26 protein-coding genes are annotated in these 24,243 nt (G+C 42.1%); 13 read left to right on the top strand and 13 right to left on the bottom strand.

Annotated features, from left to right (window positions below; translation table 11 throughout):
- Nucleotides 1-366 precede the first annotated feature (366 nt).
- Nucleotides 367-723: a winged helix-turn-helix transcriptional regulator gene (locus RYH73_RS11230; protein ID WP_335313525.1), complete on the bottom strand. Its 357-nt coding sequence runs from the start codon at nt 721-723 to the stop codon at nt 367-369.
- 102 nt (nt 724-825) lie between these two features.
- On the opposite strand from RYH73_RS11230, the gene RYH73_RS11235 reads away from it, so the two are divergent.
- Both RYH73_RS11235 and RYH73_RS11240 read left to right on the top strand, forming a co-directional pair.
- On the top strand, nt 826-1,578 hold the full coding sequence (locus RYH73_RS11235; RefSeq protein ID WP_335313526.1) for an SDR family NAD(P)-dependent oxidoreductase: 753 nt from the start codon (nt 826-828) through the stop codon (nt 1,576-1,578).
- Between the two features lie 62 nt (nt 1,579-1,640).
- Nucleotides 1,641-2,399, top strand: a complete 759-nt coding sequence (locus RYH73_RS11240) for an SDR family NAD(P)-dependent oxidoreductase (RefSeq protein WP_335313527.1) — start codon at nt 1,641-1,643, stop codon at nt 2,397-2,399.
- Nucleotides 2,400-2,568: 169 nt separating this feature from the next.
- Here RYH73_RS11240 and RYH73_RS11245 read toward each other — a convergent pair whose 3' ends face one another.
- Nucleotides 2,569-4,953, bottom strand: a complete 2,385-nt coding sequence (locus RYH73_RS11245; RefSeq protein WP_335313528.1) for an ABC transporter permease — start codon at nt 4,951-4,953, stop codon at nt 2,569-2,571.
- Between the two features lie 476 nt (nt 4,954-5,429).
- Between RYH73_RS11245 and RYH73_RS11250 the strand changes: the two genes are divergently transcribed.
- Nucleotides 5,430-5,693 carry a hypothetical protein gene (locus RYH73_RS11250; protein WP_335313529.1) on the top strand — a complete coding sequence of 88 codons (264 nt, stop codon included), beginning with the start codon at nt 5,430-5,432 and terminating at the stop codon, nt 5,691-5,693.
- A gap of 143 nt (nt 5,694-5,836) precedes the next feature.
- Here the strand turns inward: RYH73_RS11250 and RYH73_RS11255 are convergent, their stop codons facing one another.
- The 6 genes from RYH73_RS11255 to RYH73_RS11280 all read right to left on the bottom strand — a co-directional run bounded on the left by RYH73_RS11255 (nt 5,837) and on the right by RYH73_RS11280 (nt 11,382).
- Entirely contained in the window at nt 5,837-6,463 is a 627-nt protein-coding gene (locus tag RYH73_RS11255; RefSeq protein WP_335313530.1) for a pyridoxamine 5'-phosphate oxidase family protein, read from the bottom strand.
- A gap of 120 nt (nt 6,464-6,583) precedes the next feature.
- On the bottom strand, nt 6,584-7,423 hold the full coding sequence (locus tag RYH73_RS11260; RefSeq protein WP_335313531.1) for an AraC family transcriptional regulator: 840 nt from the start codon (nt 7,421-7,423) through the stop codon (nt 6,584-6,586).
- Between the two features lie 132 nt (nt 7,424-7,555).
- The gene (locus RYH73_RS11265) at nt 7,556-9,982 is read right to left on the bottom strand and encodes a glycoside hydrolase family 95 protein (protein ID WP_335313532.1); all 2,427 of its coding nucleotides are present in this window, start codon (nt 9,980-9,982) and stop codon (nt 7,556-7,558) included.
- 232 nt (nt 9,983-10,214) lie between these two features.
- Nucleotides 10,215-11,021: an MBL fold metallo-hydrolase gene (locus tag RYH73_RS11270; protein WP_335313533.1), complete on the bottom strand. Its 807-nt coding sequence runs from the start codon at nt 11,019-11,021 to the stop codon at nt 10,215-10,217.
- 8 nt (nt 11,022-11,029) lie between these two features.
- Nucleotides 11,030-11,224, bottom strand: coding sequence for a DUF417 family protein (locus tag RYH73_RS11275; RefSeq protein ID WP_130856616.1), 195 nt, complete (start codon nt 11,222-11,224; stop codon nt 11,030-11,032).
- Nucleotides 11,179-11,382 (bottom strand): hypothetical protein, encoded by a 204-nt coding sequence (locus RYH73_RS11280; protein ID WP_335313534.1) that lies wholly within the window; start codon nt 11,380-11,382, stop codon nt 11,179-11,181. Before RYH73_RS11280 ends, RYH73_RS11275 begins: the two co-directional genes overlap by 46 nt.
- Nucleotides 11,383-11,792: 410 nt before the next feature.
- Here RYH73_RS11280 and RYH73_RS11285 point away from each other — a divergent pair, with 410 nt between their 5' ends.
- The 7 genes from RYH73_RS11285 (at nt 11,793) to RYH73_RS11315 (ending at nt 16,902) form a co-directional block, all read left to right on the top strand.
- The gene (locus RYH73_RS11285; protein ID WP_335313535.1) at nt 11,793-12,368 is read left to right on the top strand and encodes an isochorismatase family protein; all 576 of its coding nucleotides are present in this window, start codon (nt 11,793-11,795) and stop codon (nt 12,366-12,368) included.
- Between the two features lie 186 nt (nt 12,369-12,554).
- Entirely contained in the window at nt 12,555-13,100 is a 546-nt protein-coding gene (locus RYH73_RS11290) for a carboxymuconolactone decarboxylase family protein (protein ID WP_335313536.1), read from the top strand.
- Nucleotides 13,101-13,121: 21 nt separating this feature from the next.
- Entirely contained in the window at nt 13,122-13,991 is an 870-nt protein-coding gene (locus RYH73_RS11295; protein ID WP_130856612.1) for an alpha/beta fold hydrolase, read from the top strand.
- A 141-nt stretch (nt 13,992-14,132) separates the two neighbouring features.
- A complete protein-coding gene (locus tag RYH73_RS11300) occupies nt 14,133-14,543 on the top strand; it encodes a nuclear transport factor 2 family protein (RefSeq protein WP_335313537.1) in 411 nt (136 codons plus the stop codon).
- 89 nt (nt 14,544-14,632) lie between these two features.
- Nucleotides 14,633-15,238 carry a Crp/Fnr family transcriptional regulator gene (locus RYH73_RS11305; RefSeq protein ID WP_335313538.1) on the top strand — a complete coding sequence of 202 codons (606 nt, stop codon included), beginning with the start codon at nt 14,633-14,635 and terminating at the stop codon, nt 15,236-15,238.
- A 105-nt stretch (nt 15,239-15,343) separates the two neighbouring features.
- Nucleotides 15,344-15,682: a cupin domain-containing protein gene (locus RYH73_RS11310; protein WP_335313539.1), complete on the top strand. Its 339-nt coding sequence runs from the start codon at nt 15,344-15,346 to the stop codon at nt 15,680-15,682.
- A gap of 416 nt (nt 15,683-16,098) precedes the next feature.
- A complete protein-coding gene (locus RYH73_RS11315) occupies nt 16,099-16,902 on the top strand; it encodes an alpha/beta fold hydrolase (RefSeq protein ID WP_335313540.1) in 804 nt (267 codons plus the stop codon).
- Nucleotides 16,903-17,021: 119 nt separating this feature from the next.
- Here RYH73_RS11315 and RYH73_RS11320 read toward each other — a convergent pair whose 3' ends face one another.
- The 3 genes from RYH73_RS11320 to RYH73_RS11330 form a co-directional block, all read right to left on the bottom strand.
- Nucleotides 17,022-17,849 (bottom strand): NAD-dependent epimerase/dehydratase family protein, encoded by an 828-nt coding sequence (locus tag RYH73_RS11320; RefSeq protein ID WP_335313541.1) that lies wholly within the window; start codon nt 17,847-17,849, stop codon nt 17,022-17,024.
- A gap of 63 nt (nt 17,850-17,912) precedes the next feature.
- Nucleotides 17,913-18,767, bottom strand: a complete 855-nt coding sequence (locus tag RYH73_RS11325) for an AraC family transcriptional regulator (protein WP_335313542.1) — start codon at nt 18,765-18,767, stop codon at nt 17,913-17,915.
- Nucleotides 18,768-18,855: 88 nt separating this feature from the next.
- On the bottom strand, nt 18,856-19,272 hold the full coding sequence (locus RYH73_RS11330) for a hypothetical protein (protein ID WP_335313543.1): 417 nt from the start codon (nt 19,270-19,272) through the stop codon (nt 18,856-18,858).
- 87 nt (nt 19,273-19,359) lie between these two features.
- Between RYH73_RS11330 and RYH73_RS11335 the strand changes: the two genes are divergently transcribed.
- On the top strand, nt 19,360-19,707 hold the full coding sequence (locus RYH73_RS11335) for a winged helix-turn-helix transcriptional regulator (RefSeq protein ID WP_335313544.1): 348 nt from the start codon (nt 19,360-19,362) through the stop codon (nt 19,705-19,707).
- A gap of 129 nt (nt 19,708-19,836) precedes the next feature.
- Here RYH73_RS11335 and RYH73_RS11340 read toward each other — a convergent pair whose 3' ends face one another.
- The gene (locus tag RYH73_RS11340; RefSeq protein WP_335313545.1) at nt 19,837-21,030 is read right to left on the bottom strand and encodes an MFS transporter; all 1,194 of its coding nucleotides are present in this window, start codon (nt 21,028-21,030) and stop codon (nt 19,837-19,839) included.
- A 97-nt stretch (nt 21,031-21,127) separates the two neighbouring features.
- Nucleotides 21,128-22,075 (bottom strand): helix-turn-helix domain-containing protein, encoded by a 948-nt coding sequence (locus RYH73_RS11345; RefSeq protein WP_335313546.1) that lies wholly within the window; start codon nt 22,073-22,075, stop codon nt 21,128-21,130.
- 308 nt (nt 22,076-22,383) lie between these two features.
- Between RYH73_RS11345 and RYH73_RS11350 the strand changes: the two genes are divergently transcribed.
- Entirely contained in the window at nt 22,384-23,340 is a 957-nt protein-coding gene (locus RYH73_RS11350) for an aldo/keto reductase (protein WP_335313547.1), read from the top strand.
- 8 nt (nt 23,341-23,348) lie between these two features.
- Nucleotides 23,349-24,236 carry a helix-turn-helix domain-containing protein gene (locus RYH73_RS11355; RefSeq protein ID WP_335313548.1) on the top strand — a complete coding sequence of 296 codons (888 nt, stop codon included), beginning with the start codon at nt 23,349-23,351 and terminating at the stop codon, nt 24,234-24,236.
- Nucleotides 24,237-24,243 lie beyond the last annotated feature (7 nt).

Consider the following 24,243-nt stretch of genomic DNA (forward strand, 5'->3'; position numbering starts at 1 on the left):
TAAGACTAAGCTAACGAAAAACATTTTTTGTTTTGAGTTTTTACGGGAAGCCGTAAGTTGATATGACATTGACTTGTTATCCGTTTCCCCAGGGTTGTCAATATATACCTTTGCTCACTGCTTGTAGGGCTATCTGGATTTGACAACTTGGGAGGAACTATGGGAGTAGATATAACAATCATCGCCGACCGTAAAACCTACTTCGGAGACGCGGGAGTCAACCAACGAACCATGGCTTTCATTCATATCAGAAAATTATACGTGAATCAGCGTTGAAATAAAGATCAGGTAATCGGAAGCCCACTTATCCTGCGGGCTTCCGACGGCTACGATTCGTTGTTTTGGATTGCTTAGTAAAAACAGATATCATTTTCCGACAATTTTCCTTCGGTGAACAGTTCCCCAAGCTGTAAGATTAGTGATGATAGTTTGCAGCGTATTGCCGTGTTCCGTAAGTTCATATTGAACCGTTATTGGTTGTGTATCTAAAACGGTTCGCTTTACTAACTGGTTTATTTCTAATTCCTTTAATTCCTTGCTCAACATTCTATTGGAAATTCCTTCAACGTCATTCACGATGTCGGAAAACCTCCTTTTACCGTAGCAGCAAATAGACGAAATAATAGGTATCTTCCATTTCCCATTCAGCACGTCCATAGCGTCTTGAACGGCCCTAATTCTTTTCTTTTGTTCCTGTTGGAACTCTTCTATTTTACACCCCATAATGTTACTGAGTTACACCGATGTTACTGTTATTTTTCAGTACAAAGTTACTAAAAATAACTTACATGGTCTACCTTTGTTACTCAATCATAAAAAGAGACGATGAACAGATTAAAAAACAAGGTTGCCGTGATTACAGGCGGCAATAGCGGAATCGGGTTTGGAATTGCCCGGGAATTTAAAAATGAAGGCGCTAAGGGCGTTATTGTCGGTAGAAATCAGGAAACGCTAAATAGTTCTGTGGCTCAACTTGGCGATAGTTTCATAGCCATAAATGCCGATGTAACCAATGTTGACGACCTAGACAGCGTGTTTAAAGAAACAGCTGAAAAATTTGGTAAAATAGATCTGGTTGTTGCCAACGCGGGTGGTGGAACTGTAGGAACTGTTACCACCCTCGGTGAAGCCGACTTTGACAGGACAATTGATTTAAACCTGAAGAGTGTCTACTTCACTGTTCATAAAGCATTGCCCTATATGAATGACGGTGGCTCCATTATTCTTATCGGATCTAATGCGGCGCACAGGGCCTATCCGAATTTTACACTTTATGGTGCTACCAAGGCGGCTATAATTCATTTTGCAAAAGGATTTTCAAGTGATCTTTTGGGCAGAAAAATTAGAGTTAATGTTATAACACCAGGCACAACAGATACACCGGCATTTGAAAAGTTTGTCCCCGCGGAACAAGTTGAGGGTATAAAAAAACACTTTGCAAGCGAAATGCCAATAGGCAGGATCGGGCAACCGTCTGACATTGGTAAAACAGCGGTTTTCCTGGCTTCCGATGATTCTTCGTTTATGCTTGGTGCTGAACTCCTTGTTGATGGAGGTATGACCTATTTATCTAAATAAATAAACCATGCTTGCACCAGTCTGTAACCTGTACAATTAAATATTTAAAAATAATTTTCAAAATGAGTAAATTAAAAAACAAAGTAGCGGTCGTTACCGGTGCTTCAAAAGGAATAGGTGCATCTATTGCCAAACACTTTGCAGCAGAAGGCGCAAAAGTAGTTGTAAATTATGCTTCAAGTAAAGAAAGCGCAGATAACGTGGTTAAGGAGATAATCGGCAATGGAGGGACAGCCATTTCGGTACAGGCCGATGTATCGAAAGAAGCTGATGTAAGCAGACTGTTTGAAGAAACAAAGAATGCTTTCGGCAGGTTGGATATTTTGGTTAACAATGCGGTCTTTCAGCAATTTTTACCTATTGAACAGGTATCGTCGGATGCTTTTCATCAGCATTTCAACGTCAATGTTTTGGGACCTATATTTACTATCCGGGCGTCTTTGGAACTGTTTGGCGATAGAGGCGGCAATATCATCAATATTAGTTCGGGTGCAAGCAAATCGCCGATGGCGGGAGTCTCTTTGTATTCTGCAACTAAAGCAGCATTGGATGCTATAACGATTTCTTTGTCGAAAGAACTTGGCGCCAAAAATGTTCGTATCAATTCCATTTTACCGGGTGCTACGGAAACGGAAGGTGCAACCAGCGCGGGCGTCACCACCGGCAGCGAGTATGAAAAGATGTTTGTTTCCAATACACCACTTGGTCGTAGAGGTCAACCCGAGGATATTGCGAAAGCTGTCGTATTTCTTGCTTCCGATGATGCCGCATGGATTACAGGAGAGCAAATTTCTGTTTCAGGGGGCATGTATGGGTTTTAAAAAGTGTTAGCAAGTGTTCAATAGATTCCCACTACTCAAAAAAGAGGCTGATAAGATACAGCCTCTTTTACTGCCTTCGATCCGGTGAATACATAAAGTCCCATGTTTGTTTAGGAATCGAACAAATCGGTGTGTCTTGTATTGCGTTTTTTGGGATGTCCTCTATTTTTTATTCGCTTCGTAATGATTTTACGGGATTTACTAAAGCAGCCTTTATCGTTTGAAAACTTACGGTAGCAAGCGTTAGCATGATTACCCCTATTGCTGCCGATAAATAGACCCATAGGGAGATGCTTGTGCGATAGTCATAACCGCTCAGCCAGTTCTCCATAATATACCAGGAAATGGGGATAGCCAGGCAAAAGGAAATAAAAACTAACAATAAAAAACTTTTCGACAGTAGCACCCAGAGGTTTAGTACTGTTGCCCCCAACACTTTCCTGATGCCGATTTCTTTTGTTCGCTGCTCGGCCATGAAGGCTGCCAGACCAAAAATCCCCAGGCAACTGATAAAAATAGCAAGACCCGCAAATAGGGTCGCCAAACTTCCTATTTTCTGTTCGAAAGAAAATTTATCAGCATAGTCTGTATCAACAAAACTATATTCGAAAGGAGAAGCTGGATCATATTTTTTGAATATCGATTCGATAGCACCAAGCGCCTTAGCTGTGTTTACCGTTGCTTTAATTTTAATGGTTATCGCCTCCAAGTACATGTAACGGAGCATAAATACGTTTGGAGGTACTTCTTCAAAAGGCGATTCCATTAATACATTTTGTATCACACCAATTACTTTAAAGGGTACATCTTCATATTTTATGATTGTTCCAATCGGATGCTGTAAGTTCATGTACCGCACCGCAGCTTCATTGAGAATAATGGCATTACTATCTGTAGGAAAGTCTCTGGAAAAATCTCTACCTTCCTTAAACTTCCATTTTACTGTATTACCAAAATCATGAGTAGTATAAGAAACTCCAAAACCTTGGTTAATTTCCGGTTGTTTCCCCGGCCAGTCAAAACCGTTGAAGTGGTTATTGATGCCTGTAGCAGTATTGGAAGCGGCGGCCATATTCTCTACATATCCAGAATTCAGCAAATCATTCCGTAAAACATCATAAACACCATTCGCTCTCAAATTGGGTGTGTTGATTTCGATACTGATTAAGCCATCCTGATTATAGCCCAGTGGTCGATTTTTAACATGTTGTATCTGCTGAAAAACGATCACCGTACCGATAATCAAAGAAAGCGAAATCGTAAATTGAAAAACGACCAATAGGCGTCTGGATACCTCGGTAAAAGGCCCTGCTTTGAGTGTCCCTTTCAATATCTTTATGGGTTTAAACGAAGAAAGATATAGTGCTGGATAAGTTCCGGATAAGATACCGGTGAAGAGTGTAAATAAAAAAATGGCTAACCAAAATACGGGAACATGTAGTGGAAACTGGATATCCTTGCTAGCCAAGGCATTGAACCAAGGCAAAGTAAGCCAGACCGATATAAGCGCGAGAAAAGCAGCTAAAAATGTAACAAGTATGGATTCGCTTAAAAACTGAATAATCAAATAAGATTTTGGGGATCCAATGGTTTTGCGAATCCCGACCTCCGTGGCTCGCTTTTGAGATCGGGCTGTGCTGAGATTCATGAAGTTAATGCAAGCGAGTAAGCAGACAAAAATACCGATCAAACCAAACATCCATACAAATTGGATATTGCCTCCCACGTTTTTCCCGTTTTTGAACTCGCTGTACAGATGCCATTTTGAGGCAGGTTGTAGGATGATTTCCGGATGATCATCCCGATCCGGTTTACCTACAAGCAGGTTTTTTACTTTACTATTGATATGTGCTATAGTTGCATGTTTTGTAATTTTGGCTAAAACAAAAAAAGAGTTATTATTCCATTGATGATAAGCATCTTTAACCCAAGGTCGTGTAGTAACTAAGTGGCTCCAAGGAAGGATGAATTCCTGTTTATTAAAATCTGTATTAGTTGCAAAATTTTGATACACACCGATTACCGTTGCAGATAATTCGTTATTTACTTTAATCGTCTGACCAATGGGATCTGCCGTGTTAAAAAGAACAGAAGCAAGGTGTTCGCTGATCAATATAGACGATGGATTGGCAAAACCTTTAAAAGATCCTTTTATCAATCGTAATGATAGGATATCCGTAAATGCCGGTTCAGCATAAAACCCCAAATCGATGACTTTTTCATCACCATTTTCTTTAGATATCGTTGCCCTGGCGTACCGATATAATGCGATATGTTCAAAATCGGCTGCATATTTGTTTTTAAGCTCCTCCGCTGCGGGAATGGATAAGGTTGACACGGTATTGATATGGAGGCCGTCTGATGAATTATGCAATACCTTTACCACACGTTCCGCATCTTCAAAGCTCTTATTGAACGATACTTCGTCCCAGATCCATAAACTTATTAAGATGCTTATAGCCATACCCGATGCCAAACCAAGAATGTTTATTGTGGTATAGGCTTTGTTTCTGACTAAGTTTCGCCAGGCTATCGTAAAGTAATTTTTTAACATTGCACGTTATTTTTCGGATTTCCCATTTCATCCTCAAGGAAACTGCCAAGTGAATATTCCTAAACGAGACGCCCTTAGCGCCAATTTAGTTTTTCATTGGTGTGCGAAAGTGAACACCAATGTTCGTTATCGCACATAGAGGGAAAAATACGGTACTTATTTAAGAAATATTGATGGGATGATTGAGCACAGCTATTATCATTTGGGGCAAATTGTATTATTAGCCTGAATACTGTTTGGCTGACGCAACAACAAATGGCCAGTTTGTTTAATCAAACCAAACAGAATATAAGTCTTCACATCAGTAATTGTTTTAATCACGAACAATTGGATACTAACGGCCTAAATAAACTTCCTGCCATTTATCCGGAAATGGAAGACTATAATGTATTTTTGGGGCAGAACAGGTAGAAAAACAGATCTTAAATCAAACATTAATTTAATCAGATAGCGGATTAAACGAAAAAAAGCGATCAATGGAAGAGATTTATAGCATCGATTTTTTAAAAATTGCACACAAAGGCAGCTCTTCGCATAAGCAAGAAATATTAAGCAGCAAATTATGTGGATGCTTTTATTGTAAACAGGTGTATCAACCATCTGAGATTTTCGAATGGATCAATGATATTAACGGCGAAACAGCAATCTGCCCTAAATGTGGAATAGATGCTGTTTTGAGTTCTGAATATCCTATTGAAGATAATAGATTCTTAGAGGAGATGAATAGGTATTGGTTTTAAGGGATACTTCTTTCAATAGCGCATCCGCTGCCTTGAACAGCCTTAGGGGAATTAAGGCTACGCGCTAATTTCCTTCAGTCCTGCAATTTAAGCTATTGCATTATTAATGAATTTTCTCTGTGAATCAGCATAGGTGCCTGAAATCAGGTGATCGGTTTTATTTCCGCCAACTGCTGTTTTAATCGCTCCACTTCCTGCTTGAGTTCCTCGATCTGCCTGTCCTTGGGCGCTGTTATTTCGTCAATTTCCAACAAGCTATATTTCGGGGTGATGTGTTGTGGACAATTCCAGTCATAAGCCTTGATGTGGAACAATAGGATACGTTCAGGCCTGAATTTATAGTCTTCGGGTTTGAGAAAATCGAATAGCTCCGGCCTATCATCTATCTCAACGATTTCAGCCTCCGCATACATCTTCAACCTTGCCCGCATTGGGTAGGATACAAAAATCAGGGATACCTTGGGGTTCACGCTAATATTCCCTAGGGAAATGTATTGTTTATTTCCCGTGAAATCGATCAGACCGATCGTTTGATCGTCAATTACCTTTACAAAACCTTTCGGCCCCCCTCGGTGCTGAATGTAAGGGTAACCATTCTCCCCGAAGGACGCCATATAGAAGCTATCCAATTGACCGAGAAACTGAATTTCAATAGGTGTCAACCCATCTACATACGTCATTTTCTCGACGCGCTTATAAGCCGTTCTGCTACCCAGTTTTTCCTGGAGGGTTTTAATGACATCGGTAAATGCAAGCTTTGGGTAATTCATATTAACTTGTTATGATGATTCTGTACTATATGAAAGCTTCATGTTTCATACGTCAAATATCCATCATAAACAAATGCCGGTGTTAGGCAGAAATTCCCGCTGTGTAAACAATTTTTCCTTTTAGGCTGTTGCCCGTTCGGATTTCTCGCGGTAGTGCACAGGAGACATTCCTTCCCTACTTTTAAAGAAACGGCTGAATGTTTGGACGTCCTCATAGCCGAGCTCGTAGGCAATTTCCTTTATCGATCGATTCGAATAATGAATCTGTCGTCTGGCATGGATCATGATACGATCATGAATAATATTGAGTGGACTACGGTTGGAAACAATGGAAAATAGGTTTGATAGTGTTTTGGGAGATTTGTTAAGCCTGGAGGCATAATAGGCAACATCATGGTGCTCAGCAAAATGCCTTTCAACCAGATAGTTGAACTCCCGGACAATGTCGCTCTGATTTTTCTCCAGCTTATGAAAGTTTGTGGAATGGGTCAAAATGCGAGCGGATAAGATCAGCATACGTTTAAGGATGGCCTGCAGCATGTCCTGCTGTAATAGGTCGCTTTTACGGATTTCCGAAGAGAACATTTCCCAGGAGATTTCAAAATCCCTCAAGTTTCTTTCATTGACAGAGACGATGGGAACACCCGAAGCGCCGAAGAAAAGAAATCCCTTGCTACCCACCTCGTTATCATGGTTTACTATACAGTAAAACGGCTGATTGAACCGTACCATTCGCGCAGATTCCAAGTCAATGGCATCCATCTTGTGAAATTCGGTAAGGAAAATAATCTGATGCTTTTTCAGTTGGTAGGGGATTCGGTCGATGGTAAGGTTCATAACCTCGCCCGTGTTCCAGATAAAGGTCATATCCGTTTCTTTTACATCGAAAACGAGATTAATGTTTTCTTTATCCAGCTCATGCACGCCGATGCATTCGTTCGTATTATTGACAAAAAGCATACTTTTTCTTTTCAAAGATATAACGATATCCCAAAGTCGCAAACTCGGAATCAACTTTTAAACGGATACTATGAGGTATGGTATCGATTGGTGACACGACATACTGATGAGCAATGATCATCTTCTATTATTTTAGGAACGTACACTACTAACTATTTCGTTGATCTCGCCGTTTACTCTTACTTTTACACGTGTAGGATTCGGTGAAGTAATGTGGTAATGAGTTACCTTTCCGTCTTTCCACTCGAAGTCTACCGTAAAGTTGCCACGGGCCTTTAGACCCCTTATTTCCCCGCTTCCTTTCCAGGCATCGGGAAGGGCCGGCAGTAAGTCAATTATTCCGTTATGGCTTTGCAGCAACATCTCTGCGATTGCGGCAGTGCCACCGAAATTGCCATCGATCTGCATGGGAGGGCCTGCTGTAAATAGACTTGGATAGGTGCCGCCACCTGCACCATAGTTGACGTGCGTTTCCCGGGTAAGTGTCAGCAATTGCTTGAACAACTTGTAGGCCCGGTTACCATCTAACAGGCGAGCCCAGAAAATCTGTTTATAGGCAATGGCCCAGCTTGGACCGTCATCTCCCCGTACATTGAGCGATTTTTTTGCAGCTTCGGCCAATTCAGGAGTTTTATAAGGCGAGATGAGATCGGCCGGAAATACGCCATACAGGTGGGAAATATGCCGATGCTGCGGGTCAACTTCCTTGTATTCTTCCAGCCATTCCAAGATCCGTCCGTCCGATCCGATCTGGCCGGAGGGCGCCAAGTGTTTTAACTTATTCCGTAGGGTATCTTGGAAGGCGGGATCGATGCCAAACAATTCCGCAGCCGCCAGCACATGCGTAAATAGTTCGCGCGTAATCTGATTATCGATCGTGGGCCCCATGCAGACATTGGCATGGTTGCCGTTTGGAAGATAAAACGCATTCTCTGGCGATACCGAAGGACCGGTTACCAACCAACCTGATTTTGGATCTTTCATGAGCACACTATTGTAAAATTGAGCAGACCCCTTGAGAATGGGATAGATGCGACGCAGGTATGCTGTATCCCTCGAAAAGGCATAGTGTTCCCAAAGATTATTGCATAACCACCCCGACCCTGCATTGGCTACTCCCCAGGAGGCGCTCTCGCCGGGCTCCGTGTATCCCCAAATATTGGTAATAACATGCGCCACCCATCCGTCTGCTGCATAGTAGGCTTTAGCGGTTCGGGTTCCGGGCTCCAACAGTTTAGCTACCAATTCAACCAAGGGCAAATCAAGTTCACTCAGGTTGGCGGGGCCGAGATGCCAGTGGTTCATCTGCACATTGACGTCGAGGTGGTAGTCGCCATTCCAGGGTGTTTGTATCTGGTTGGCCCAAAGTCCCTGCAAATTGGGTGGCAACAACCCCACCCGCGTACTGCTAATACTCAGGTAGCGTCCGAATTGAAAAAATAAGGCCGCCATTTGCGGATCGGCATCGGCGTTTTCGGCAAACCGGGCTAACCGCTGGTCGGTAGGCAGTCCGTCGGTAGTGGGTTCTCCTATACGGATATCCAATCGGTTGAAAAGCTTTTGGTAGTTCTTGGTATGCTGCTGCAATTGCAAGTCATAGGTTTTGTGCATCGCCTCGGAGAGTGTATGCGAGGAAGCAGTCAAGTAATCAACGTTGTTGAAATCTGTTGCTGTGGTCAGATAGATTTCGGCAGCATCGGCTTGCCGGATAATCAGTGCATTTTCCGTTACTTCTATGTTGCCACCCGTTGTCTTTGCTTGTATGCGCGTAATAAACCGCATGCCTTGTCCATCCAACCCATCGTCCAACTGTCCCATCAATTGAAGTTCATTACTTACCGTTTGGGCAGTTGCCCGCTCGGGCCGGTCGATTGTGATACGGACGTTGATTTTCCCTGATCGGTCGGCTCGAAGCCTCATTACACCTACGTCATCGCCAAAGCTGGTAAAATACTCCCGTGAATACTGTGTGCCTGCCAGGGAAAATGCCGTGGCCGAGCGTGCGTCATTTAGGTCAAGCTGGCGCCGGTAATCAGTCGGTTCATTCGTTGCCGGTTCGCCGTAGTCGTATGCTAGGTGCAAGGTGCCCATCGTTTGAAAACATCCCCACTGCTTCCCGCCGGACCCAGGCCCTCGGCAGATAAAATGAGCATCTACCAGCTTCTGTGCCTCATCATTTTTCCCTTCGCGCAATAGTTTCCGTATTTGGGGAAGGTAGTTATTCGCTTCGTAATTATTGGCATCTTGAGGGCTACCGGACCATAGCGTGATATCATTCAATACAATGGTTTCTTCGCGTATTCCACCATCGGGCATCATGCCGATCTTCCCATTACCCAACGGAATGGCTTCTTCCCATTGCTGAGCTGGTTGGGTATACCATACTGTGAGTGGCTCCGCGTCGCACCGGATGGGAAAAAAAATAAGACAGAAGGCTAAGTTTAAGAAAATACGAAAACACAAGATAGTACTAGGGAATAAATTTGATATCTTCATTTGATACAAGAAAACATTCTGTTTTTTATGCACACCCCAATCCTCTGAAATGACCTTGGCCATTGGTTAAGTTTAATTTTGGATTATCGTTTACTGTTGGTTCTAACCACTGAAGGAAATGAACGAACAAAAGTAGCAGGCTTCGTGCGCTCAACAAATGGATGATTCTGCGAAAAACATGGATAATATTACCATTAATTGAGTATGGCAACTCCTCATCATCATATTTACATCTTGGACTTAATGGTTTGGTCGCTGCCGCTCATGCGCACAGCACGTTAGTGTCAAGTAATAATCAGGCAATCGAATCCTTATTAACAGGAAGCGAGGTAACAACCCCCGCTTCCAATATTTGCAGTTGGTGCTCAATACCGAGAATACGGAAAGCTTCTGTTAAGCTTGAGGTATTTTCGGTATAGTGTGACCATCCTTCTGCATGCAAAGGGATCAAAGTTGCCTGCGGAAATATATGGGCGGTATCGATTGCATCATTGGTACCCATGGTAACATTGAAAGGACCGCGCGGTCTCGCTGCTCCGGCAAAAATGAAAATATACCTAGGATTGATATGCTGTCCGAGCTTTTCGATTTCGTTGTAGTAAACGGTGTCACCGGTGATGTACAGCTCAAAGTCATTGTCGCCACTGACTGACAGATGAAAACCGATCACATCCCCCGTAATTGATTCGATACCCGCAGGGCCATGACGTGCCGGTGTCGCCGTGATCTTAATCCTATCACCGTTGGGCGCGTCGTACGTGCGATACTCACCCGGATCAAGACCGATTGCCGTTCCTTTCAACCGCTCAGCGCCTACTTTGGTCGTTAGCGTAGTCTGTACTTCTTTCAAAAAATTCCGCCCGCTTCCATCTAGGTTATCGAAATGCTGGTCGTGACTTAAAAGAACGATATCTATGGGAGTCTCCGGAAAAGCAGCGGGGCCGGAATATTTCTTTTCACTCATCCGCTCGTTCAGGACGAATTCCGTGCCTGCGGGATCAAGCGTTGGATCGGTCATTAACCGCAAACCACCTATTTCCAGCACGACCGTAGGACCTCCCAGGTAAGTTGCTTCCAGTGGGGCAGTCGATATTTTTTTCATTTTTCTGTTTAATGTTTATTTTGATTTATAAAATTTAAGCGCTTCGCACTATCAGAAGCAACAACCAGTCCCGCAGCCATCATGACCACGTCCTTCAGCACAAGACGCCCTGCGCCCGATAAAACATGAAAGAAGGGCTTCCAGGATGGTTCAGTATTTAAATAGACTGTATCTGCCTGATCATCTGACTGGTAAAACCCCACTCATTATCGTACCAAGCCATCACCTTAACGAGATCACCATCAACCACGCGCGTCATCTCCAGGTCAATGGTGGCTACGAACGGACTTTTGATAATGTCTGTGGAGACAAGAGGTTCGGATGTGACACGCCCGAATCCGTTTATTGCTATTCTTTTCATACTATATTTTTGTATTTTGTTTTATTTTAACTCAAAGTTGCAGCATAAAGAAAGATTGTTGTTAGGCATCAATTCCCGTCGTGTTGGCAATATTTCCTTCTAATTAAAATCTGTTTTTGTTCCTGATTCTCCTCCGGTATTCATCTCCGTCAGTGCTACTAGGTTTATATGATGATTATACCGACAGCTCATCAAATCATTCCTACCGTTCTCTTATCACTGTTTATATTGTCTCTTTTCTGTTCGTATCTGTTCGCTAAGTTCATCTATATTCCAATTAAAAAGATTGACATTTGTCAATACTTTTTTTTAGCAAAAGTCATCGTTGAGCGGGTAAATAACGAGGCAAATTTGTGTCATTCAACGACCGTCTGGTTGGTAATGAGATTAATTATTTAAAACAAAACATTATGCACACAAAAGCTTTTAATCCGGAGAATTCAGCGATATTGTTAATTGATCATCAGGTGGGGACAATGGGCTGGACGCACTCACATGACATCAATCTTGTTAAACAAAACGCCATAAAATTAGCTAAGATTGCTGCTGCACTTAATCTTCCGGTTGTATTAACATCTAGTATGGAAGAAAATGTTCAGGGTCCGCTGATTCCAGAACTTGAGGAAATTTTGCCTGAGGCATTCGCAGCGCGTATAAGGCGACCGGGCATTGTTAATGCGATGCATCACGATGGCTTCAACAAAGCAGTGAAAGCACTTGGTCGCAAAAAACTATTTGTAGCTGGTGTAACGACAGAAATCTGTGTTACATTTCCTGTTTTGCAAATGCTTGATGAAGGGTACGAAGTTCAGGTCTCTGCCGATGCTTCGGCGTCATACACAAAATATGGGGACGAATTGGCATTAGCACGCATGCGCTCGGCAGGAGCTATCATTACAACCGTTGATCAGATTATTTCAGAATTGGCAATTGACTGGACGAGTCCCAATGGTCAGAAATTGATGGGTATTCTAAACTATCATTAAATTCAGCCCCAACGGTAACTTACATAAATCATCGTATTTTTCAATCTCTTAAATTGAAAATGCTATCAATTTTTTAGATGGGAAAAATTGATAACTCTTCGGGAAAGGGCGCCTAACATCTCCTTTTATATAATGGTCAACTTTGTGCTATCAAATTAGATAAACAAATCAAAAATTAAAAAAATTATGGCACGTATTATAATGGTAGACCCAGCAGAAGCTACCGGAAAAACAAAAGAACTGCTAGATGTTGTAAAAGCTAAAATGGGTATGGTTCCCAATATGATGAGAACGATGGCGAATTCTCCCGCCGTGCTTAGCGGTTATCTTGGGTTTAGCAGTGGGCTTAGCACCTCATCTTTAGGTGGTAAATTGGGTGAACTTATCGCGTTGACGGTAGCCAACGAAAACGGATGTAATTATTGTAATTCAGCCCACAGTTTTGTTGCCGGAAAAATGGGCATCAAAGATCAGGATGTGGCGGATGCGCGACATGCCGCCTCTACGGATCCAAAAATAAATGCTGCTTTGACTTTCAGCAAGGAGATTTTAAACAGCCGCGGGGCAGTCTCTGAGGAAGCATTAAGTAGTGTAAGAGCGGCCGGCTATAATGATCAGGAAATAGTTGAAATATTGGCGCAAGTTTCATTGAGCATTTTCACCAATTATGTCAATATTCTTGCGGATACGGACATAGATTTTCCCAAGCAGCCACCCATTGAAAAGAAATAATAACCACTAAAAATTTAAACGATGAAAACAACTTTCAAAACGGAAAATATTAATGGAGTCGATATTTTTTACAGAGAAGCAGGAGATAAAAGTAAACCGACATTGGTATTACTTCACGGATATCCTACATCATCACATATGTATCGCAATCTTATCCAGTCCTTATCCGACAAATACCATTTGATTGCTCCAGATTACCCAGGTTATGGTAGAAGTGAGCAGCCACCGATGGCAGAGTTTGAATATACCTTTGACAATTTTGCGAGAATAATTACAGCTCTTTTAAAAAAGCTTGAAATTCAAAAGTATAGTCTATATCTGATGGACTATGGTGCACCAATAGGTTTTAGAATTGCCAGTGCAAGCCCTGAAAAAATAGACACACTGATTGTACAGAACGGTTGCGCGTATGAGGAAGGATTGGAAGCGTTCTGGGATCCAATCAAAGCTTACTGGGCTGATAAGAACAACAAAGAGGCAGAAAACACGTTAAAAGGTTTTCATGATCTGAACGGCTTAAAATGGCAATATACACATAACGTTCCTGATCAAAGCGTAATCTCGCCGGACAATTGGGAAATTGATTTAAGACATCTTGAAAGACCGGAAAATGGTGCGATACAGCTTGCTTTATTTTATGACTATCAAAACAATGTACCATTGTACCCTAGCTGGCAACAATATTTCAGAGATCATCAACCGGAGATGCTGATTGTTTATGGGAAAGACGACTATATTTTTCCCGGCGCTGGAGCTGAAGCCTTCAAAAAAGATGTTAAGAAACTCGAATTTCATTTGTTTGACACCGGGCACTTTGCTTTAGAGTCGCATGGCGAGGAGATTTCGGCTATCATAGATGATTTTCTTGAGCGAAAAGTTCTTGCGAGTTAATCTTTAATTGCTTTTGTGTGTTGCTTAAGAATATAATTTCCCATTCACTGACGTTCAAGGTGAATGGGAATTAAGATTGGGGATTTCAATATCCGAAAATAGTACCGTTATTCTAATAACTAGCTCTAAAAACACTAAATCATGGAACAAAGACATCCTTTACCTCCATTTACCTTGGAAACAGCACTTCAGAAGGTTCAATTGGCAGAAGATGCATGGAACTCTAAAAACCCGGAAAAAGTTGCGCAGGCCTATACATTGGATAGCGAATGGAGAAATCGATCAACTTTTATAAATGGCAGGCAGGAGATTATCGAATTTTTAACTGGAAAGTGGGAAAGAAAACTTGACTATAAGTTAAAGAAAACGCTGTGGGCATTCATTGATAACCGGATTGCCGTTCGTTATGAGTATGAATTTCATAATGCCGAGGGCCAGTGGTTCAGAGCATACGGCAATGAAAACTGGGAATTTGATGAGAATGGATTCATGCAAAAAAGATTTGCAAGTGTGAATGACCTTCCGATAGATGCATCGGAAAGAAGGCTGTAAGACACCGGTTAACTTGTATTTTGAAAAGCGGAATTTTTTATTATTTTTGGTATGCATGCTATTTGTACGATACCAAAAATTAATGAAGAATGTACGACCCGCTTTTTGATTATATCGAACGATACAGCGATGCTCAACTTCTACCTTTTGATAGGGACCGTATTGCCAGTATCATGAAACCTAAAAAACTTCGTCGTAAACAGCTGTTCCTCGAAGAGGGAAGCATATGTGCATATACGGGCTTTATTCTTAAAGGGGCTGTGCGCCAATTTAGCATATCGGAAAACGGTATGGAATGCATTAACCAACTATGTATTGAAAACTGGTGGATCACAGATCGCGAAAGCTTTATACATCGTATTCCGTCAACATATTATATTGAGGCATGGGAGGATACAGACCTACTTGTCTTTCGGAGGTCGGATCTTGATTTACTTCTGGAAATACCCGCGATTCAACGTATGTTCTGGAAAATGAGCGAAAATAATCACATCGCATTTCAAAAAAGGTTGGACGCAGCAATAAGCTTAAACGCTTTGCAACGTTACGAAAGATTCTTACGGTGTTATCCGGAAATCGTCCAGCGATTTCCTCTTCATCACATTGCATCATATTTAGGTGTAGTGAAAGAAACTTTAAGTAGAGTAAGAAAACCAAGTAAAAAACAAGCCCACCCCGAAAGGTGGAAAGCTTGATTTGGCATTAATATTTGTCAATGTCTAGTTCGGACCTGTATTCTGATGTATAACCATTGCACTTAAGAATAGACTAAAAATAAACTATTTTCAAAAAAAATAATCATGATCAGACATAAGGAAAATAGCCAGCATTATCGATGGGGACATAATTGCGATGGTTGGCATTTAGTAGAATCAGATGCCTTGAGTATTATCCAGGAGATTATGCCACCAGACCGTTCAGAAAAGCTACACTATCATGAATATGCTCAGCAATTTTTTTATATCTTGAAAGGAACGGCTTCGTTTGAAATAGATGGCGAAATATTTGAGGTTACAGAGAATACAGGATTTCATGTATTCCCGAAGCAGAAACATCGAATTTTAAACAAGACAAACTCACAACTCGAATTCATCGTGACCTCCCAGCCAAAATCACACGAAGACCGAATAGAACTTTAATGCGGAACCAACCTTATCGAGCAACATGATAAACATCCGCCATCGAGGTCTCTTTTATCATCTTAATGCTGTTAAAAGGTATGATAATGTGCTTATAATATCGATTATTGACGTAAAGGTATTATTAAATTTTTAAAACGAATGTAATCGTTTTTTTGGGTTTTTATGGGAAGCCGCAAACAAAGAAGTAAGTAGTGGTTGACTGGAGTCAGGGAAAAATATCAATTGATGTACAATCTTTCATCTCCACTGTTCGGCAATTCCGAACAGTTCAACCAAAGGGAAATCGAAAGGTGGAGAGCGGGTACTTGCATGCCTTATTTCGCATATGTACCGCTAATCGTCGTGTACACAACTATACGGTATCAAGTTTTATTTCGATCTTTATAGCGGAAACTAAATAATCCATTCAAATTATGAACGATAGGGAAATTCAAAGCGGTTATGCTGAAGTAAACGGCCTTAATATGTATTATGAAATCTGGGGTCAGGGTAAACCACTTGTGTTAATTCACGGAGGTGGTTCAACAATACAGACGACTTTTGGAAATCTAATTCCGGAACTTTCGAGCAGCCGGCAGATAATCGCGATGGACCTACAGGCACACGGCCGTACGGGGGATCGTTCTAATGACTTAAGTTTTGAGCAGGACGCCTCTGATATAGTGGAATTGCTACATTTCTTAAAATGTTCAAAAGCTGACTTTTTCGGTTACAGTAACGGCGGTCACACCTTAATCGAAATAGCACTCCGATATCCATCTATTGTAGATAAGATGATTATTGCGTCAGCATTTTACAAACGCTCTGCAGCACCGGCGCAATTTTGGGAAGGCTTCGATCATGCGACAATTGATGTAATGCCTCAACCACTAAAGGCCGGTTTTTTGAAAGTGAACAACAGCGAACAGGCGCTTCTGAACATGTTTAATAAAGATGTTCAGAAGATGAAGAATTTTAAGGGTTGGACAGATCAACAAATGGGATCAATTGAAGCGCCTACCCTGGTCATTAACAGCAGTGAAGACGTGGGCAGCATAGAGCATGCCGTAGAAATGTATCGTACCATTCCTCGCGGACAGTTAGTTGTACTTCCCGGCAAACATGGTGCTTATATTGGCGCTATCGAGTTTCTGAATAATGGAAAATGGAAACAACGCTATATTGTCGATATCATTAATGATTTCCTCGATGAAGACACTACACGTCCAATCGGTTAATCAATTCAGTACCGCTCAGTAAGTCTTGATAAATGTTTAGGATTTCTGCCAACCCTCCTAATTTTACTAAGAAAATAAGTCAACCAGCCCTAAGCTGGCGATAACAGATCGAGTATTTGTCAGAGCAGATTTTCCTGTACCGCCTGATAAACAGTTCTTATCGAAGGTTGAAAGCCCAAACTGCGGGCCAGTGAAGCATCGGCATGAAGATACCAGGGGTTTATCAGCGACTCAGCGGATGAAGTCATGCTTTCGCCAACAAGCTGTAAGAGCTCGTATAATGTTGTTGGGGCCTCATCCGCGATATTGACCACTCGCCCGTCCATGGTCCCTTGCAAAGCCATCTTGACAGCCGTGTATATATCGCGATGATGGATGGTACTCATCCGCATAGCCGGATGAAATTTTGCTGCTACCACATGTTTAGGCAATTCTTCCAGGTGGCCATCACCATCCCCATAAACAAATGGGAAGCGTAGAACAGACCAGTTCAATCCGCTTTCACTCAACTCTTTTTCCGCAGCAACTTTGCTGGCCGGATAGGCATGTTGCGGGTTAAGCACATCATCCTCCCGACCGGGGTGCGGGCTATTTATATCATAAACATGGCTGGTACTTGCAAATATGAAACGGGCATCAGGGGCGTTGCTCTTTACGGCATCAATGAGATTGCGTGTACCCTCCAGGTTACTTTTCCAGATCAAATCTATATCCGTTGACCGGAACATGGCTGCCAGGTGAATGATGGCTACGGCATCTTTTACAGCGTCTTGAAGTGTCGCGGGGTCAAACAAGTCGCCTTGCACCGCCGTTACTCCGGCCGCAACTTCTTTGCCACGTACCAGTGCAAAACAATCATATCCCGCTTCAACAAGGCGAGGCAAAAGCCTTGACCCAACTAGTCCGGTTGCACCGGTTAGCAATATTTTACCAAATTGTTTGTCCATAATTAAATCGTTTTGGACAAAAGTGCGACTAATGTATTAGTAAGATTCGGACAAAAACCGCTTTTACAAGGACAAATCCCGGTAAAAAGCGGCTATCGTTTTACCGGTTACCTTTTTGAACAGACGCGAAAAATAACTGGGGTCATTAAAGCCGAGCTCAAATGCCAGTTCCTTTACCGATGTATTTTGGTTATTATACATTCGACGTCTGGCCTCCATAATCAAACGGTCTGTGATGAATTCTTTAGGTGAAACGCCGGCATGCTGTTTTACGATCCTATACAAACAATCTGTGCTTAAGGCCAACTTATTGGCAATCTCCGTTATGGCAGGTTGATCGGTAAGATTATCTTCTACAAATAGTTTGAACCCTAAAAACTTATCAAGACCCTCCGCCGTATACTTCTCCTGCAAGACATAATAAGCGGCGTTTATTTCTGTAAGCAGGCTGTTCAGGTAAGCCAGAATCAGCTCCGGATCATTGTCGGCAGTACGTAGCAGTCCGTTCAAAATCTTAAATGTATTCCAAAGCCTGCGTGCAGCATCGGGTGGAAAACTGATTTTTTGCCGTTTCAGAGGATTGAGCAAAAAAGAGAAATTTTTCGGCAATCGCGAAAGGCACTCATCGTCAAACCCTAATTTATAATAATCTGCGCTATGGCCAGTTGTAGGCAGTTGCCTGAGTTGATGGGGTAACGCAAAAAAAAGCTCATGTTCACCTACTTCGATCGTTTTCCCGTCTATGACCTCTTGACTGTTCCCGCGCAGCACGAAAAGAAGGAAATAATAAGGCAGCCGTTGAGCAGAATTGTATTGAGCCGCCATCTCTGACGATATATGGCCGAACTCCGGAGAAACGATACGTATGGAGAGCCCTTTATGCTGGCTCAGATTTTCAGGAAAAGTATTAAGGGGCATAGTTCCTAACGATCATCTTTAAGCGAATTTACCAATTAATCTTTATTTTTCATTATAAACGAGGTTGGAACTATTATTCAATTGACCTTTATTCTATAACTATACTCCCGTCCCAATCTCCTCCATTCGGAACAGAAGTGTGTTGGTGAATTAAAAGCCATTCATTTTTTTCGTCTTTTTTGAAACAGTCTGTTTCTCGGAATAATAAGGTCTTCTTAACATCATTTACGAGTACAATTTCTGCCTTTTGAATGGTGCATACAATGCCAATATCCTTGCTTAGAAATGTGTCTGTGTGAAGAATAGAAATTTTACACGATTTAAAGTTGCTAAAAGTAGTATCAAATTTTTTTATAGCAGGTTGAATACCGCGAGAAGCAAAGGGTGGAATATCGTACCATAAAGCATTTGTTGCCCAATTTTTTGTGCTTTCTAATCCCGATGTAGATTTTGTCATTGCTTCCACCATGGAAACAAGAATTTCTTTATCATCTTTTCTAATCATTATCAATTATCTTTTACAGTTAATAGTGCAAATATATCAGCAAGAAAGTATACATTTAATACCTGTATACAAAAGGATACTTAATTTATGACAAATGAAGAAGAAAACCTGTTTCAAGAAAATATCAAGGCAGTACAAGACACGATGTATGTAATTGGCGGTAAATGGAAATTACCAATCATACTATCTATTTATAAGGGTAACAAGCGTTTTAATGACATAGCTAATTCTATTCCGAAAATTACAAATCGCGTTTTGTCGAAAGAGTTGAAACATTTGGAGGATAATTTTTTGATTAAAAGAACCCTCGTGAACGAATACCCGGTTAAAATTGAATATTCCGTTGTAGACTATACATTTTCGCTTCACGATATTATAAGGCCAATGGAAGTTTGGGGTAAAAAGCATAAAGAGAAAATCAAAAAGGAGTTATAATATTATCAGTTTTTATCTCTTTACTTATGATAGTTTAAATCGCAGTCATTCAAGATACGTTCCAAGGCCTATCCATTTCAGCTTTTTCGGGGCATCATGCAAGGTTTTAAATGGAGAATAAAGTTATTATTACTTCTCATTTCTAAAAGCAAATATCGAACAAACTGCTGCTATCAAAATACTAGCGCCAAATAGCTGAAATGCGCTATCCAGACCGATATTGACGATCAGGCTCAATACGAGACTTCCCAGACCATAACCTGTGAAAAGGGAAAAAGCGAAAAGTCCTGTAGCAATACCTTTTTTGGAACTGAATGTAGTGACAATGGCAGCAAACAAAGGATGGGATAAGTCAAATCCTAAAGATAGCAATGCCACTAAAACATGAGATGCGGCAAGGCTGAAATTCTGGCTTAGTAGCAGCACGGTTATGCCGCTTAGCGCTAAGCCCACAGGTATTATCTTACTTCTTCCGTAGCGGTCAGCTAACCTGCCCAACAATGGACCCAACAACAGTCCCGGAATACCATAACCCAACAGGGCAAGACCGATCTGAAATTCGTTCAACCCATAATTCTTATAGAAGAAATAACCCAACCACGCAAAAATACCGCTATGGAACATACCGTTGAACATTACATAAAAATAGGTCCGCTTGGCCCTTCTGGTCGACAAAACACGCTGGATAGACTGCATAATATTATCCTTTTTTTTTACCGCAGCTTTGGTTTTTCCGAAGATATTCTTTTGCTGCATCAATATCAGAATCAAAATAGCCAATCCGATAGCTGCAACTTCCGCAAAAAGCCATTGCCAACCTATCAGGGAAGTAATTAATGCCCCTGTGGTGGCTCCAAATGCCGTACCGCCTGCCATGGCGCCGAAAAAAATGCCGAGGGCGTGACCCCGTTTTTCGTAAGGATAGGAATCGCCGATCCAACTAATGGTTGTAGGAGCAACACCGGCAGCACCAATTCCTGTCAATAACCTTAGGAAAATCATCTGATTGACTCCGTTTACAAAAGCAGTCGACAAGGTAAATAAGCAAAACATAAAAAGGCTAAATACGATAACCCGGAACCTACCGAAGCGGTCGCTAAGTGATGCATATACCAATGTGAACAGTCCATATCCGAGTAAGTAGGCAGGTTCGATAAAACTGACGTGACGGACAGTAGTACCGAACTGCTCGGAAAGCACGGGCAGTAGCGGTGCGACCATAAAGCCTTGAAAAATGATAATGAAAGTAGCCAGTGATACGATATAGACTGGTAGCATAGACGCCTGTACGGCTGTTTCGCTGCTTTTATTTAATTTGCTCATTCTTTTCTCTATTGTAATCGCCCAAATTTCGGGAGGATGAAAAGAATATCGCTTATACCAATTCAGGTGATGATTGGACTTTTTATCGATTTTGGCTTTAGAGTGGACGCCGCATGAGTTGAAAGGCATCATTGCGGTAAGTTGTGGGTGTTATACCCGTCATTTTTTTAAAAAACCGGTTGAAATAAGGTGCTTCATTGAATTGCAACAGGTCAGCTATTTCCGATACCTGAAGATCTGTATGTGTTAACAAGCTTTTTGCCTCCAGCAATATCTGTTCATGGATATGGTGCAACGCGGTGTGCCCAGTATACTTCTTGACAAGAAAGTTCAAATGACTAGGTGTGAGGTGTAGTTCATCTGCAATATTTTTTACGGTTGGTTTGTGTTCTTTTCTTTTGCTTGGTGCATCGATAGAATAACTATCCAACACTTTCCTGAACCTGATCATAAGGGATGCTTGTTTTAACTGAAAATCTGTTTTTGCCTCTTTGTCTTTATAATACAGGCGACGGACGCTAATAAGCAGCGCCTTTAACAGCGGTTGTATCATTTCAAAATTATCCGCATGACCGGATTTCATTTCGCTGAGCAACGTTTCGGCTATATGCCCTACGGCATCCATATCTTCCTGCAATACCCTCAAAATTGAATTGGCTCCGTTCATGAAGAAGGGAAAGTCTTTTTCAAACCTCGGCCCCAGCGGGTCGATTCCCGCAAATTCCGGCGTAAAACAAATGAGGTAGCCGTAAATGGTTTCCACACGCTGCCAACTTTCTATCTTGCCCGGATAGGCAAAATAGATAGAGTTTGAGGACGTACTTACGGTTTCGTCGGGCAACAGGAATCGGAGCCCTGGTGTTTTGCAAATGACAAGCCGAAAAAAATTTCCACGAAAGAGCGGCATGAACAATAACTTATCTTTTGATTGGTCTTCCATCCGCATAATCGTAAAAAAATTATTCTCAGCCTTCCCGATCTGGAAAGTATCGTAGAAGTCGCTGATTTTATCGAGCCAGGGAATATAAACTTTGGTATTTGTCATAAACTAAAAAGACTACCGTAAATTTAAGTAAAAATTCCTCGGTGGATGTAATTAGGTCTGAAAGCAGATGCTCTCAAAAAGTATCCCATTGATGGTTGAGTTAAATGGCATGTCGTTGGACAAGACAATCTGGTATGCAGAATGATGATGGATTTCCACGGTGAGGTTCTCCAAGAACTCACAAAATCATTCCTTGATTTGCTTACAAGCTTCGGGGGTTTGCATACATGCACGCGATTTGGTTTACCGACCTTTGGATCATGGAAATTAAACAAATTGCATTGGGCAGCCAAGGTTTGGTTGTGCCGATGGTCGGCCTGGGTTGTATGGGTATGACGGGTTTTGAAGAAGGCCATATGTACGGACCTGCGGATGAGCAGGAAGCGATCGCGACGATTCATCGTTCGCTCGAGTTGGGCGGCAATTTCTTGGATACTGCCGATCTGTACGGGCCGCTGAAAAACGAGCAGCTCATTGCGAAGGCAATCAGCGGTAAACGTGATCAGTATATTCTGGCCTCCAAGTTTGGCTGGGAGATCGATGACAACAATAAAGTGACCTGGGCCATTAATGGTAAAAGGGATTATGTAAAGAAATCTTTAGAACGTTCGCTGAAGAATCTCAATACGGATTACATCGATCTGTATTACCTACACCGTCTGGATAAAAATACGCCGATTGAGGAAACAGTTGAAGCTATGGCCGAACTGGTTAAGGAAGGTAAAGTAGGTTATATCGGTCTGTCGGAAGTATCGTCTGAAACGGTTAAGCGCGCCCATGCCGTGCATCCGATCACCGCCGTGCAAAGCGAGTATTCGTTATTTGAACGAACGGTGGAAGAACGCGGAGTGTTAGCAACATTAAAGGAGCTGGGTATCGGGTTTGTAGCTTACTCACCTTTGGGCCGTGGGTTTTTATCGGGACAGATCAAAAGCATCGATGACCTGCCAGAGAATGATTTCCGTAGAGCGATTCCGCGTTTCCAAGGCGAAATGTTTGATAAGAATATTGAATTGGTCAGTGCTATTGAAGCCATGGCTGAAGCAAAGAACGTCACTCCTTCGCAGCTAGCTTTGGCCTGGATTATGAGCAAAGGGATTTTACCAATCCCGGGAACAAAACGCAGAAAGTACCTAGAGCAGAACCTGGCGGCGACTACCATTGACTTGACGGAGGCGGATCTTTCGCAATTGGAAAGCATCGTACCTTTGGGTACGGATACGGGTGCACCTTACGATGAGTTCAGTATGGGTTTAATTGATTAATTTTGTGTATGAACGCAATTAACTCCATATCAGAATTTCACCGACTGCTGTCATTGCCAGCACCTCGCCACCCGCTGGTGAGCGTGGTCAATCTGGCGGAAAGTGTTTTTTTGGAAGACGATATCTGGAAAGGTTTCGTTAACCGCTTTTATTGCGTGGCGCTCAAACGCGACGCCAAAGGCAAAATCAGGTACGGGCAGCAGCATTATGATTACGATAAAGGCGTATTGAGTTTTACCGCACCTAACCAGGTGCAACAGCTGGACCTGCAACATATGGAATGCGGGTCCGGTTATCTCCTGATCTTTCACCCGGACTTCCTGTTACAGCATACGCTGGCGAACAGCATTCATCACTACGGCTTTTTTGATTACGCAGTGAACGAAGCGCTGCACCTGTCGGCTGAGGAAGAGGATGATCTGATCACGATCCTCCATAAAATTGAAAAGGAGTGCCAGCATATCGATAAGCATACCCAGGAGATCATTCTGACACAGATCGAGAGTCTGTTAAAATATGCCAACCGTTTTTACGAGCGGCAATTTTTGACTCGCAAAAATAATAATTCAGCGTTGCTGACCAGGTTCGAGCAGTTGATCGATAACTACTATAACAGTGAGGTACAGGGTTTGCTTACGGTACAATATATTGCCGGGCAGATGAAGCTATCACCAAACTACCTGAGTGATCTGCTTCGGGTCCATACCGGACAGAACACACAGCAGCATATCCATGAAAAACTGATCGCGAAAGCCAAAGAAAAACTTTCCACGACCAATCTTTCGGTCAGTGAAATCGCTTATGCATTGGGCTTTGAGCATGCGCAATCCTTTAGCACGCTTTTCAAGAAGAAGACAAATTTATCGCCGCAGGCATTTCGTCAGGCTTTTAACTGATTACCGG

Source organism: Olivibacter sp. CPCC 100613, assembly GCF_036959255.1.
Classification (GTDB): Bacteria; Bacteroidota; Bacteroidia; order Sphingobacteriales; family Sphingobacteriaceae; genus Olivibacter.